General features: G+C 39.7%; 13 protein-coding genes. 3 read left to right on the top strand and 10 right to left on the bottom strand.

Annotated features, from left to right (window positions below):
* Together mmsA and N9I19_RS22105 are read right to left on the bottom strand one after the other, a co-directional pair.
* Window positions 1–1,146: CoA-acylating methylmalonate-semialdehyde dehydrogenase (gene mmsA, locus N9I19_RS22110; RefSeq protein ID WP_317778993.1), on the bottom strand; the 1,146-nt coding region annotated here is incomplete at its 3' end.
* A 235-nt stretch (window positions 1,147–1,381) separates the two neighbouring features.
* Window positions 1,382–1,933, bottom strand: coding sequence for a GNAT family N-acetyltransferase (locus N9I19_RS22105; protein WP_317778992.1), 552 nt, complete (start codon window positions 1,931–1,933; stop codon window positions 1,382–1,384).
* Between the two features lie 489 nt (window positions 1,934–2,422).
* On the opposite strand from N9I19_RS22105, the gene N9I19_RS22100 reads away from it, so the two are divergent.
* Both N9I19_RS22100 and N9I19_RS22095 read left to right on the top strand, forming a co-directional pair.
* Window positions 2,423–2,542: an NAD(P)-dependent oxidoreductase gene (locus tag N9I19_RS22100; protein ID WP_317778991.1), complete on the top strand. Its 120-nt coding sequence runs from the start codon at window positions 2,423–2,425 to the stop codon at window positions 2,540–2,542.
* A 416-nt stretch (window positions 2,543–2,958) separates the two neighbouring features.
* Window positions 2,959–3,159, top strand: a complete 201-nt coding sequence (locus N9I19_RS22095) for a cold-shock protein (protein WP_029714163.1) — start codon at window positions 2,959–2,961, stop codon at window positions 3,157–3,159.
* A 212-nt stretch (window positions 3,160–3,371) separates the two neighbouring features.
* Here N9I19_RS22095 and N9I19_RS22090 read toward each other — a convergent pair whose 3' ends face one another.
* The 8 genes from N9I19_RS22090 to N9I19_RS22055 form a co-directional block, all read right to left on the bottom strand.
* Window positions 3,372–4,226: a crotonase/enoyl-CoA hydratase family protein gene (locus N9I19_RS22090; protein ID WP_317778990.1), complete on the bottom strand. Its 855-nt coding sequence runs from the start codon at window positions 4,224–4,226 to the stop codon at window positions 3,372–3,374.
* Between the two features lie 214 nt (window positions 4,227–4,440).
* Complete coding sequence (locus N9I19_RS22085; RefSeq protein ID WP_061463421.1) at window positions 4,441–5,433, bottom strand: ABC transporter ATP-binding protein; 993 nt, start codon at window positions 5,431–5,433, stop codon at window positions 4,441–4,443.
* Window positions 5,434–5,446: 13 nt separating this feature from the next.
* Window positions 5,447–6,460, bottom strand: a complete 1,014-nt coding sequence (locus tag N9I19_RS22080) for an ABC transporter ATP-binding protein (RefSeq protein WP_317778989.1) — start codon at window positions 6,458–6,460, stop codon at window positions 5,447–5,449.
* Window positions 6,461–6,509: 49 nt separating this feature from the next.
* Window positions 6,510–7,439 (bottom strand): ABC transporter permease, encoded by a 930-nt coding sequence (locus tag N9I19_RS22075; RefSeq protein ID WP_061463423.1) that lies wholly within the window; start codon window positions 7,437–7,439, stop codon window positions 6,510–6,512.
* Window positions 7,439–8,368: an ABC transporter permease gene (locus N9I19_RS22070; RefSeq protein WP_053346403.1), complete on the bottom strand. Its 930-nt coding sequence runs from the start codon at window positions 8,366–8,368 to the stop codon at window positions 7,439–7,441. Before N9I19_RS22070 ends, N9I19_RS22075 begins: the two co-directional genes overlap by 1 nt.
* Before the next feature lie 133 nt (window positions 8,369–8,501).
* On the bottom strand, window positions 8,502–10,136 hold the full coding sequence (locus N9I19_RS22065; protein ID WP_284470598.1) for a peptide ABC transporter substrate-binding protein: 1,635 nt from the start codon (window positions 10,134–10,136) through the stop codon (window positions 8,502–8,504).
* A 701-nt stretch (window positions 10,137–10,837) separates the two neighbouring features.
* Window positions 10,838–11,272 carry a DMT family transporter gene (locus N9I19_RS22060; RefSeq protein WP_061463424.1) on the bottom strand — a complete coding sequence of 145 codons (435 nt, stop codon included), beginning with the start codon at window positions 11,270–11,272 and terminating at the stop codon, window positions 10,838–10,840.
* 172 nt (window positions 11,273–11,444) lie between these two features.
* Window positions 11,445–12,005: a GNAT family N-acetyltransferase gene (locus N9I19_RS22055; protein ID WP_317778988.1), complete on the bottom strand. Its 561-nt coding sequence runs from the start codon at window positions 12,003–12,005 to the stop codon at window positions 11,445–11,447.
* A gap of 1,092 nt (window positions 12,006–13,097) precedes the next feature.
* Here N9I19_RS22055 and N9I19_RS22050 point away from each other — a divergent pair.
* A complete protein-coding gene (locus N9I19_RS22050) occupies window positions 13,098–13,724 on the top strand; it encodes a CAP domain-containing protein (protein ID WP_061463426.1) in 627 nt (208 codons plus the stop codon).
* Window positions 13,725–13,771: the final 47 nt, after the last annotated feature.

Raw genomic sequence — 13,771 nt, 5'->3', positions numbered from 1 at the left:
TATTTTCATGTTTGTTTTTACATGATCAAATAATGTCGGCCCAACATAATAGCCATTTTCCTGATCGCCTTCATTTCTCCCATCACGAAGGAGAACCGCTCCTTCTTTTTCCCCGATATCAATATATTGTTCTGTTCTCTTTTTATGAGTATCACGGATCACAGGTCCCAAGAAAACGTCCTTATCCATTCCATTGCCAATCTTGATGTCATCCGCTGCAGCCTTTAATCTCTCAACAAGCAAATCTCCCACTTCTCCTACCGCAACAACCACCGACGCGGCCATGCAACGCTCGCCTGCTGATCCGAAGGCGGCATTCGTTATGTTCGTTACGGCATTATCCAAATCCGCATCAGGCATGACGATTGAATGATTTTTCGCTCCTGATAAAGCCTGGACACGTTTTTTATTGGCAGCTGCCGTTTTGTATACATACTCTGCTACAGGTTGGGATCCGACAAATGATATCGCTTTAATGTCTTCATGCTCCAAAATTCCATTCACGACATCGTGGGCACCATGGACAATATTGACAACACCATTCGGAACGCCGGCTTCCGTCAGTAATTCTACAAGGCGGTTGGCTAAAAGCGGGGTCCGTTCTGAAGGTTTTAAGATAAACGTATTTCCACAGGCTATTGCAAGCGGGAACATCCAACAGGGAACCATCATTGGGAAATTAAATGGCGTAATCCCGGCAACGACACCCATTGGATAACGATACATGCCAGATTCAATTCCAGGGGATATATCAGGAAGCTGACTGCCCATCATCAAGGTAGGCGCACCTGCAGCGAATTCCACGCATTCAATTCCACGTTGAACCTCACCATATGCTTCTGTATAGCTTTTTCCATTTTCTATCGTGACCAGCTTTGCAAGTTCATCCCAGTGTTCTATCAATAATTGCTGGTAACGGAATAAGAAGCGCGCTCTTTTTGGCACGGCCACCTTTTTCCATTCTTTATACGCCTTTTTAGCAACCTGCACCGCCTGGTCGACATCTTCCTTTGTGGAAAGAGGTACGATTGCCAAAGCTTCTCCTGTTGCCGGATTAGGCACTTCTTCATGTTTCGATGTTGTGGAATTCACCCACTTGCCACCGATATAATTTTTCAACGTTTCTACATCATTGATAACAGTCATTAAAGAAACCCTCCATTTCAACACGATTTCATAGTTTTATTATATTTTTCAAACGGGCTTTTTACATTAGACGTTTTGTATAGTTTTTGATTCAATATTTGCACAAATTGTTTGATTTCGATTTTCCTATATTCATAATAATCATGAAAAGAAATTTCCCCACTCAATACTCATGGTAAAATCCGCTTTTAACCTTTTAGAATATTTCTTTCCCTTTAATCAGCAGGCTTTCAAATCAACCTTTAATAATCGAGTATAACTTTAGGTCCTCATGCTTTCCTTTAACAAACATCCCTTTCCTTATGATTCCCTCAAAAGACATTCCAGCCTTTTGCATGACTCGCTCCGAACCCAAATTTCCTACAAAGCAGCGTGCTTGTATTCGAACAAGGTTCATATTATCGAAGCCAAATTCGATTATCTTTTTGGCTGCCTCCGTCACCAAGCCATTCCCCCAATATTCTGGTGCCAGCACATATCCAATTTCAGCTCTATGATGATCAACCTGCCATGAAACAAAGTCAATAGTGCCAATCAACTTACCACTTTCCTTGTATTGTATTCCCCATGGAGCGATTTTCTTATCCTCATAATTCTGTAATGCAAATCGGATAAAATCCCTTGTATCACATAGGGAACGATGGGCTTCCCATGTGACGAAGCGGGATACATCACTATTGGAAGCATAAGCGAACATGTCTTCTGCATCATTCATGGTGACTTTCCTCATAACTAAACGTTTTGATTCTATGGTAGGCAGCTGTCCATATATGTCTTTCACGTTCATGATTACACCCCATTCCATTAATTATTTGTATTATAGCAAGATTGTAAAGCAATCACTGTTCCCAATTGAAATATCATTGAACTTATGTATAATTCATAAAAATAGGCAGGGGGAGAATCAAGCCAAGAAAACTCATAATAAGCCAAGCTTGAATGGACTTTTATTACAGAGAGTTAAAGAATTGGTACCCGAGTGGATTGTGATTTCCTGAAGATCTCCGGAAATTTGGAAGGATCATATAACCGATTCGGAAGTGATCGCAGGCTGGAAAAAGGAAATGTCTGAATCAATTGACACAAACGAAATAAAAAGGTTCCAGACATGGAGTGCCGGAGTGAATGCTTTACCCCTGGAAAACTTAGAAAAAAAGAACGTGCAGATTACAACTGCAAATGGCGTCCATGCCCCCCCCATTCTAGAACCCATTTTTCTTGTTAATGCTTGCTTTAACAAGAAAAATACATGTACTAAGCAAAAGCTGGAAAAGGCTTGGCATCACGCAAATATAAGCAGGACATTCATGAAAAGACCATCGGAATCATCGGTGTTGGGAAAATCAAAAAAGAAACCGCTAAAATTGCCAAGTCTTTTCCATTGACCGTATTATGAATGCCCATTCTGGTAAATCAGAAATTGTCGATGAGATGTTCACACAAAACAATATAATCCCTTCTTCCTAAGTGCGATTATATTGGCGGGACATTACCCGCACACATCCGGAAATACGGAATTTTACGAGCAACGGCTTATTCAGGATATATTTTCATGCCGAATTTAATGAACGATCTTAATGCTAAAAAACCCTTCAACAAATTTACTTGATTACAAAAAAGGGCATTAATAATTTTTTAACATCTAGCATTATAAATAATCTTGCTTTGTTTACTTGCAGATTCCGACAATATCTGTTATATTTAATAAGAATTATTTTTGTTCGGGAAGATTGATAAGTGAAACACTTTTCGTCTAATGATTGAGCAAGGGTAGTAACACAATGTGTGGATTCACACTAGGAGGCAACAACAATGGAACAAGGTAAAGTAAAATGGTTTAACGCAGAAAAAGGATTTGGCTTCATCGAACGCGAAAACGGAGACGATGTATTCGTACATTTCTCAGCTATCCAAAGCGAAGGATTCAAATCATTAGACGAAGGTCAAGAAGTTACTTTTGAAGTTGAGCAAGGTCAACGTGGACCCCAAGCTACTAACGTTCAAAAAGCATAATTTTAAATACAATATATAACGGACTCTACTTGTAGAGTCTGTTTTTTTTTATTGAATTGCAATAATTAAAAAACCCCTATTCACAGGGAATAGGGGAACATGAAACAAGTTTAGTAAATGGTAAACACAGTATAACACACTAAGAAACGAAACCCTAATTTATCCGAAAAGTAAAAATTATCACGCACTTCCCTAGGCTTTTACCCTACCATTCATTTCTTATCCGCTTCATATGTTCGATCCGTTCCCCAAGGATAAAACGGGGGCATATCGGAGCTGCTTTTCATTTTGAAATCAGCTTTCCTTTTTTCAAGGAAGGCTTCGATCCCTTCTTGTGCATCCGCTTGTTTTCCGGTCCAATGAATCATTTTCGATTCTATTTTATGCGATTCAACAGGATGGTTTGCACCGAGCATGGTCCACATTAACTGGCGGGATAACGTCACTGAGACGGAAGATGTATTTTCCGCAATGTCTGCTGCAATTTCCATTGCCGCAGACATCAATTCATCCGGCTCAACGATCTTGTTTACCAATCTTCCCTCATATGCTTCACTGGCAGAAATCATTTTGCCGGTAAAAATCCATTCGGAAGCTTTGCCCATTCCGACAAGCCTAGGTAAGAACCAACCGCTGCATGCTTCCATCGTTATCCCTCTCCTCGCAAATACAAAACCCATTTTTGCATCTGTTGAAGCGATTCTAATGTCCATAGGCAAAGTCATTGTTATCCCAATCCCAACTGCCGCTCCATTAATGGCTGCTATCATGGGTTTCTTCATCTCAAAAATCCGTAATGACAACATCCCCCCTGCATCACGGTATTCAACCAAAGGGGTGTGATCCATAAAGGTTTCTGCACCTTTCTCCAAATCCATTCCAGCACAGTAAGCATCCCCAGCGCCAGTTAAAATAACGGCTCGTACGTCATCACTTTCATCCGCTTCATCTAGAGCAAGAATCATCTCCTCACACATCTTTTCATTGAAAGCATTCATTCTTTCAGGACGATTAAGAGTAATTATCATGACACGATCGACGATTTCACTAGTTATCGTGGAATACAATATCAGTCCCTCCTTTTCTTACAAATTGGTACAAGAATCAATTATTTATTTTTACATATAATTACATTTTATATGTTTTATTTTCAGATTCCTAGTTATTTATTTTGACATACTGATAAAATAATTTATTCTTCAAGATAATCGCTTATATCTAAAAATATTTTATATAAATATGTAAAAAAGGACCAGTCGCAAACGCAACTGGTTTTTTTGTTTACCAATATAAATGACAAGCTACGAAATGTCCCGGTTTTTGTTCTTTCCATTCAGGTACAGCACTGGAGCATATCTCCATCGCTTTAGGGCAGCGAGTCCGGAATACACAGCCGCTCGGCGGATTTATCGGACTTGGTACATCGCCTTTAAGTACGATTCTTTCCCGTTTAATAGTGGGATCCGGAATCGGCACTGCAGAAAGCAGGGCTTGCGTGTATGGATGTAGCGGATCATTCGTTAAAGAATCACTATCCGAAAGTTCCATCATCCTTCCAAGGTACATGACTAAAATGCGATTTGAAATATACTTGACCATCGATAAATCATGTGCGATGAATAAATAGGTCAAGCCCATTTCTTTTTGTAGCTCTTTTAATAAGTTAACCACTTGAGCTTGTATCGAAACATCCAGGGCAGAAATCGGTTCATCACAAACGATGAATTTAGGATTTAATGCCAAAGCCCTTGCAATTCCAATACGCTGGCGTTGTCCACCGCTGAATTCATGCGGAAAACGAGTGATATGTTCCGGACTTAAACCAACCAGCTTTAATAGGTCTTCCACCCTTTTTCTTCTCTCTTTACCTTTTGATATCCCATGTATGGCAAGTGGTTCCCCAATCAATTCCTCCACCTTCATCCTTGGGTTCAAGGATGCGTAGGGATCTTGGAAAATCATTTGTATTTCACGGCGGATTTGTGACATTTCCCCCTGTTTGTAATCGAAAATATTTTTCCCCTGAAAAAGAACTTCGCCATCTGTCGGTTCATATAGCCTTGTGATTGTACGCCCTGCAGTCGATTTACCACAACCGCTTTCCCCAACAAGACCGACAGTTTCCCCCGGATAGATTTTGAGATCCAAACCATCTACCGCTTTCAGCGTCTGAGAACCAACGGGAAAATACTTCTTCAGATTCTTTATTTCAACAAGAGGAGAATTTTCGTTGACTGTCTTTTCTTTAACTGACTTATTTTTTAGTGAAACCATTGGTTCTCCTCCTTTATACATTAGTCGGTGCTTGTACCTGTGTTGCTTTTGCCATTGGGTGGTGCAGCCAGCATGCAGCTGTCTGACCCTCTTCCACTACTTCAAGTTCCGGATCATGGTCTTTGCACACTTTCATTGCGGATTCACATCTTGGATAAAATGGGCATCCTTTTGGCGGATCCAATAAATCCGGTGGTGATCCGATAATGGGAACCAACGGAGCCGTTTTTTCCATATCCAGCCTTGGCACCGTTTTAAGCAGGCCTCTTGTATATGGATGCTGTGGGTTTGAAAATATAGCTCCTACCGTTCCCGTCTCCACAACCTTGCCTGCATACATGACGACTACCCGTTCACAAGTTTCCGCAACCACACCTAAATCATGAGTGATTAAAATGATGGAAGTATCCATTCTACGTTGGATATCTTTCATCAGTTCCAAAATTTGCGCTTGTATCGTTACATCCAATGCCGTTGTAGGTTCATCCGCAATTAGCAATTTCGGTTCACAGGCTAAAGCCATTGCTATCATTGCCCTTTGGCGCATACCACCTGAAAACTCATGTGGATATTGTTGCATCCTTTTTTCAGGCTGAGGAATACCTACCAGTTTAAGCGTCTCCAACGCCCGTTCGTATGCATCTTTTCGGGACATATTTTTATTATGCTTTAAAATACCCTCCATGATTTGGCTGCCAATTTTTGACGTTGGATTAAGCGAAGTCATTGGATCCTGAAAAATCATGCTGATTTCATTTCCGCGAATCTTCTGCATTTCCTTTTCACTCATTTTAATAAGATCTTTACCGCCAAAGTTTATAGACCCTTTTCCATACTCTGCTGGAGGTGTTTCCAATAATCTCATGATGGATTTCGCAGTAACACTTTTACCGCATCCGGACTCTCCAACAATGGCAACGGCTTCCCCTTTTTTCACTTCAAAGTTCACGCCGCGAACTGCCTGCACTTTTCCTGCATAAGTATGGAAGGTGATGTGTAAATCATTCACTTCTAATAGGTTCTCCATCATCGTCCCTCCTATTCTAGTAATATCAAATCTTTATGTTAGGACTCTATTATTTCCGAAGTTTTGGATCCAGGGCATCCTGCAGTCCGTCACCAGCCACATTGAACGCGAACATGGTTAGGGAAATCAATATTGCCGGGATTAAAAGTTGATAGAAATTCCCTACCAAAATGCTTCCTAGGGCATCACTTGTCAATGTTCCCCAGCTTGCTTGAGGCGCTGGCACTCCAAGACCCAAAAAGCTTAGTGTAGCTTCGGCAAAAATCGCAGTGGGTACAGTCAACGTTAAATTGACCAGGATCGGTCCCATTGTATTTGGAATCATGTGTTTTCTTAAAGTCCAGCTCGTATTGGCTCCAGAGATGGTTGCTGCATGGATATATTCATTCTCTTTAAGTTGTAAAACCTGTCCCCTTACTAGTCGTGCCATGGGAATCCACCCTGTAATCGACATCGCAATGATGATCGGCAGAATACCAGGTTTTAATACGACCATCATTAAGATAACCATCAATAGGTAAGGGATTGCATAGATCACTTCAGCAAACCGCATCATGATATTATCTGTGCGTCCGCCACGAATGGCTGAAATCCCGCCATAAAGGACACCAATCAAGAAGTCAATCAGCGCAGCCATCAATCCAATGAACAACGATATCCTCGCACCATACCAAGCTCGCGTGAATAAATCCCTTCCTGAAGAATCCGTTCCAAACCAATGCTCGGCATTTGGACTAAGATTCTTTTTCTCGAAATCTTGTCCATAATAAGTATATCCGTTAATATATGGACCAAAAATCGCCAGTAAGACCAAGAGGATAATAAGTACGAATCCCGTCATTGCCAATTTATTTTCTCTAAAACGACGCCAGACGTCAGACCAATATGAAACTGTAGGTCTGGCAATTTTTTCAGCTTCCTTAAAGTTTCCTTCAGCGGGTTGGAACATATCTTCGGTTAAATGCACTTTATCTGCCATTATTTCTTCTCCCCCGTCACTTTAATTCTTGGATCAATCAACGTGTAGGCTATATCAACGATGAATATCAATAGGATAAGCACTGCACTATACACAATTGTGGAACCAAGAATGACCGGGTAGTCTCGGTTGGATATTCCCTTTACGAACATATCTCCCATGCCCGGAATACCAAAAATACGTTCAATGATGAAGCTTCCTGTAACGATATTAGCCGTCAGGATACCTAGAATCGTGATAATCGGCAATAATGCATTCCGAATAGCATGTTTGATTATGACACCGCTCCGTTTTAATCCTTTGGCCTTTGCAGTCAAAATGTAATCCTGCCCCATTACTTCAAGCATGCTTGTCCGCATCAATCTGGCGATGAAAGCAAGAGGCATCATTGACAGGGCAATGGATGGTAAAATGGTATGCTGCCATGTCGCCCATGTAGCAACTGGGAATATATGCCACTTTATTGCGAAATAATTGATTAAAATAGTCGCCAAGATAAAGTTTGGAACAGAGATCCCTACGATGGCAATGACCATTGATAAATAGTCGGGCCATTTATTTCTTTTCAGTGAAGCAACTACACCCAAAATTAGCCCAAAAAAGATGGCAATCACCAATGCTTGTGCCCCTAAGTGCAACGACACTGGAAATCCCTTCAAAATGTAATCATTCACAGAAATGGATGAGGATTTCAATGATGGACCAAAATCGAATTGTACGACTTCCAATAAATAATTCCCATACTGGGTCAACAACGGCTTGTCCAATCCATAGTGGACTTGAAGGTTTTCATAAACTGCAGGAGGCATTGCTCCTTCTTTAGCAAATGGATTTCCCGGAATCGTATGCATTATGATGAACGTTAATGTAATAACCGCCCATAAAGTAATAATCGCCCATTTAAAACGGTTTAATGTATATCTCAACATGGTAATCACCCCAATCATCGATTTTCTAAGGAGTTGAAAACGGAAATGAATTCATGAAATATTCAAATTCGCAATTGAAAAATGGGGTATGTCCTTAATCGGACATACCTCCCATTTCACTTTTATCCTTCTCTTATTTTTTATCCGCGTAAATAAAGTTCGGATAAGCATTAATTGGAGCAAAAACTCCAGTAACATTCGATTTAACCATATATGGTTTTGTATAGAAGTAAACCGGAAGGATCGGCATTTCGTCAATCATGACTTTCTCTGCTTTATGCAAAGCAGCCATGCGTTCTTTTGGATCCATTGTAGATTTTGCTTCTTTTAATAAATTATCATATTCTTTGTTGGACCAACCTGCATCATTATAGGCGCCGTCCGTTTCCCAAAGCATGAATGTCATCGGGTCAACATAGTCACCAACCCATCCGGCACGGGAAATTTCGAAGTCGCCAGCTTTTTCACGATCAAGCTTAACTTGGAATTCTGCATTTTCAAGTGTCACTTTAACACCTAGGTTATCACGCCACATTCCTTGAACCGCTTCAGCAATTTTCTTGTGTGAATCTAACGTGTTATACAAAATTGAAAACTCAGGTAATTCTTTCATGCCTTCTTCAGCAAGTCCTTCTTTTAACAATTTTTTAGCTTCGGTAACATCTTCCTTAAATAGGTCACCTGTATTTTCCTGGAAATCTCCAGATGCATCAGGAATACCCGGAGGGACTACGCCGAATGCAGGCTTTTGTCCGCCTTGAGCAACATTTTCGGTGATTTCTTTACGTTCGATAGCCATTGAAAGCGCTTTCCTTACTTTAGCATTATTGAAAGGTTTCACTTCTGTATTAAAGTTGTAATAGTAAACGGCAAGTTCTTTGCCCATTTTGAATTCTTTATCATCAGAATTGACCATTTGACCTTGAATATCCACTGGCAGTGGATAAGCGAGGTCCAATTCGCCACTCTGATACATTTGCCATGCTGTATTTTCATCTTCAATTAGAGCAAAGTTAACCGCATCCAATTTGATTTTATCTTTATCGTAGTAATTTTCATTTTTTTCGATTTTCAGGCTTTCTTTATGTTTCCACTCCGTCAACTTGAATGGACCATTCGATACGTGTGTCTTTGCATCCAAAGCCCATTTTGGATTTTCTTCCTGTACCTTTTTATCGATTGGATAGAAAGTATAGAAGGAAGTCAAGTCAAGGAAATATGGTGTAGGCTGTTCCAAAGTAACGACTAATGTATGATCGTCTGTCGCTTTAACGCCTACGTCCTCTTCCTTGCCTTTCTTGCTGTTGTAGGCTTCTCCGCCTTTAAGATAATAAAGCTGGTAAGCATAATCAGCAGCAGTTTCTGGTTTCAAGGCATATTTCCAAGCATATTCGAAGTCATTAGCTGTAAGCGGGTCTCCATTTGACCATTTCAAACCATCTTTCAATTTGAATGTCCAAGTTAATCCATCCTCACTGATTTCCCATGATTCAGCAGAACCAGGTACGATTTTGCCCTCTTCTGTTTTCTTAGTCAGTCCCTCAAACGTATGTTCAAGGATCCATGATTCATGAGTACCTTGCGCATTGGCAGGGTGAAGCGAACCAGGTTCACTTGAGTTGTTTACGTTTAATACTTTTGATCCGGATGAGTCACCCGAGCCGCCTTCTTTTTCATTCGAGGTTTCCTTCGAACCGCCGTTGCATGCCGCAAGCATAAGCATGATGGCCATAAGAAGAGCAAGCACTGAAAATTTAGACTTTTTCAAAAAATATTCCCCCTCATCTTTAATCTTTCTTAGAATATTCCCATTGAAGGGATTATCCTTATGCCACCTATTAATTGTTGGTATAGTACATTCTGAATATCAGCGTGGAAAGTTAGAAGCATTCATAGCAGGAATTCACCGAAAAAAACTAGCGAACCGTTTGCATAAATCTGTGAATCTCCTAAAAAAACCAATTAATGCAGTTTACTAGTTAAAAAGCACATTCTTTCCAACCTCGCTAAGGGTACTATACCTCGAATTAAAGATGTTGAATTTTAAGTATATTACGAATAAACCGAAAAATCAATAAACCAATGAGTACTTTTTCACAACATAGTAATTATTTGCTAATCAATTCGATCTAGATATTAGGTAAAAAGAATGGAAAACCTAATTAATATAAAATGACTACCGACATCTTGTGGTTTTTTCAAACTCTTTTATACCAGTATTCATATAGTTTCGCTTGTCTTTTTTTACTAAATATTCTAACAATTATAGTTAGTCCGGTTGCTAAGACCACTTTCCTAGCAAACCGATTCCTGATCAAATAATATATTTTAGTAGGATAATACTTTTTCCATTGAGGTCTTTTTAAGAAAATCCCAAATAACGGATAATAACTATGTAGGAATAAAGTTATTCATCAGTCTCTCACCTATATTTACCCTGTAAATCCAATGAATAATGATGACCATTCCTCATTTATGATTAAATAAATATAATGACACGAAAAGTAAACATATTCCTGCAACCTTTTTCGCATCCAATGGGATGCGAACCCCGCCGAATAAACCGAAATGGTCAATGAGGGCCCCAATCAGTATCTGGCCTGCGATAACCCCAACCAAGGCAGGAGCCACTCCAATCTGAGGGATAACCACTATTATAACAATGACATAAATGGCCCCTAGAAGTCCGCCTATCAATTGCCATTTTGGTACAGACGCGATGGCGGAAATGTTTCCATTTCCCGCGAACAAAACAATAAATAATAAAGCGAGTGTCCCGATGCCAAACGAAATGAAAGAAGCTTCAATAACCCCCACTTTTTTCCCTAATCCACCATTGATTTGCCCTTGTATGGCAATGGTGATGCCACCTAGGACCGCAAGCAACGGAAATAATATCTTCACAATGATTATCCTCCTTTTTATGTCCAACCGGACTGATTAACTGACTCCGCTTTCTAATTTTAACATGAAGAATACGTATATTTTCCCTACAAGTGGAGAAACATTCTTTAACTTAAAAAACTGGCACTATTGGCCAGCTGCTATCTTCTGTCAACTTTTTTGAAAATGAATCCTAAACGCTTTGCTGTGGTAACTGACTATACTCTGTCCTTAACAAGGAAAATACTAGGGCATCATGCGATTGTTTACGAAGAAATATATAACTTCTGAGACTTCCTTCCTCTTTAAAACCAAATTTCTTCAAGAGGTTTCTGGATGCAAAATTATCCTTGAAAGTTAATGCAGCCATTCTGTTTAGTTTCAATTCTCCAAATGAATAGCGTAATACTTCGTTGACAGCCTCGGACGTAAAGTGTTTTCTCCAATATTCAGGATGGATTTCATACCCGATTTCAGCTCGTTTGTTGGCAAGGCTCAATTGATTCAGGCCTACGGTACCAATGAATTCACCTGAATCTTTCACAACAACTCCCCACCGTATCCCCCGTTTGTTTATATAAGCACTTTTAAACGAGTCGATTAAACGGCGGGCATCTTCAACTTGTGTTAAACTTTCTATCCCATCATATTTGGTCACTTCATCTTTAGACAAAATGTCAAACAGACTCTCAGAATGCTTGTGACCTATTTCAATTAACTGCAGCCTTTTTGTTTCCAATTCCCTAAACCCCATCGAGAACCCCCCCGTATATTCAACTGTCTACTTAATTCTATTCCTGAAGAAGAGATACCTGTTTTAAAGAACAATACTTTTTGATAAACTCCTTTCCTTAACATACAATGCCGTGTCCTTAAATCCGTCCTTTATAATTAAAACCCGAATGAATTTGTTAAAGAATGATACTGAAGGCCGTGGGTTTCCGCATATTCTAATAAGAAATAAGATTTAGGCTGATCAGGATAAAACTCCTGTTGTCCGTATACCATCATGGGCCCGCCCTAGATAACGACCCGATTCATTCAAGCCATTTATTTAATCCCGTCATCATTTTTTCTCGCTTATAAATAAATCCGTGCCGTTTCTCAAATCATCCTATCCTCAAGCCATTTGATTTGTTGCGATGGCAAATAACTGAGAATAACAGCATTTTATCCTTAACTTCTCCCTGGGCTTCACACCCATTTGCAAAAATGATCGCCAGTACAAGTTTCATATCCGTGGTAAATGACTGAGTTTGTTTCTCTTTTAAAATCTTCCCATTGATATTCGTTTTTGAATATTCGCATATGCCTTTCAAAATGCCTTTTCAATCAATGTGCATGTACATAAAGATTGATTTCGGCATCTCAAACAGTGCTCTTGATTTGAAAACGAAAACTTGTCTCAAATCTCTTTTTCAGGATAATATTTCACAGGAAAATATCCCCTATATACTTAATATCTATCCTTCCCAATACCCTCCCGGCCTTAAAATCCATAAAGCTCAACCCTTAGGGCAATTTATTATCATTTCCACATTATTATAATTACTTCCATTTAAATGCTTTTCGTTTTGATGTCCATATTATTTACCCTGACAAACATATCCCGCAAACGAAAAATGATTCTTTTTTTACATGAAATAATTCTTCCCGTCTATCAAAAGGCCCTATGATTTTGGTTTACTATAAACACTCTCAGGTCATATGGACCCTCATCATGCATGCTCCCATTCGCTACCTTCTGCCCATTTCAATAAAGAATGGGCATGACCTAATTTTACATACAACAATTTTTATAGGATACTAGACTTCCAATCCAGATATTCTACTAGGAGGAAACAAAATGAAGAAAATCATCCTTTTATCAGCACTATCCCTATCCCTATTATCTCCAACAGTTGCTCAGGGAGCCAATACTTACGAGGTTGCAAAAGGGGATACCCTAACGAAAATTGCGTCTGAATATGAAGTCAGCCTTTCCGAATTACTTAAGACGAATACGGCTATAAACAATTCAAATCAAATTCAAATCGGACAAATCATAAATCTTCCTTCAACCATCCACACAACTAATCAAGAAAAAGGTCAGTCAGTTGAACAGCAGGTTCTTAGGTTAGTTAACGAAGAACGTTCAAAATCGGGCCTCCCTTCCCTTGAAATGGATACCGCCGTTTCCAACATTGCAAATATGAAATCTGAAGATATGCGTGATAATAATTATTTCAATCATACAAGCCCAAATTATGGATCACCCTTCGATATGATGAAATCCTTTGGGATCGGCTACAAATACGCAGGGGAAAATATCGCAGCAGGTCAACCTAGTGCGGATGCTGTCATGAAATCTTGGATGAACAGCCCTGGACACAAGGCAAACATCCTGAACAAGAACTATACCCATATTGGAATTGGGCATGCGACAGGAGGGAAATACACCCACTATTGGACTCAGCAATTCATCGGGAATTGAGATCGTAAGAGGTGGCAGATTGCCGCCTCTTTTTTTAACCTATTTCC

Source organism: Peribacillus sp. CSMR9, assembly GCF_033141925.1.
Classification (GTDB): Bacteria; Bacillota; Bacilli; order Bacillales; family DSM-1321; genus Peribacillus; species Peribacillus simplex_A.
This window is presented reverse-complemented; position numbering and strand designations above follow the sequence as displayed.

Excerpts from the sequence above, each read along its gene's own strand:
- N9I19_RS22105 (WP_317778992.1), bottom strand. The coding sequence starts at position 1,933 with ATGAACGTGAAAGACATATATGGACAGCTGCCTACCATAGAATCAAAA.
- N9I19_RS22095 (WP_029714163.1), top strand. The coding sequence starts at position 2,959 with ATGGAACAAGGTAAAGTAAAATGGTTTAACGCAGAAAAAGGATTTGGC.
- N9I19_RS22085 (WP_061463421.1), bottom strand. The coding sequence starts at position 5,433 with ATGGTTTCACTAAAAAATAAGTCAGTTAAAGAAAAGACAGTCAACGAA.
- N9I19_RS22080 (WP_317778989.1), bottom strand. The coding sequence starts at position 6,460 with ATGGAGAACCTATTAGAAGTGAATGATTTACACATCACCTTCCATACT.
- N9I19_RS22075 (WP_061463423.1), bottom strand. The coding sequence starts at position 7,439 with ATGGCAGATAAAGTGCATTTAACCGAAGATATGTTCCAACCCGCTGAA.
- N9I19_RS22070 (WP_053346403.1), bottom strand. The coding sequence starts at position 8,368 with ATGTTGAGATATACATTAAACCGTTTTAAATGGGCGATTATTACTTTA.
- N9I19_RS22055 (WP_317778988.1), bottom strand. The coding sequence starts at position 12,005 with ATGGGGTTTAGGGAATTGGAAACAAAAAGGCTGCAGTTAATTGAAATA.
- N9I19_RS22050 (WP_061463426.1), top strand. The coding sequence starts at position 13,098 with ATGAAGAAAATCATCCTTTTATCAGCACTATCCCTATCCCTATTATCT.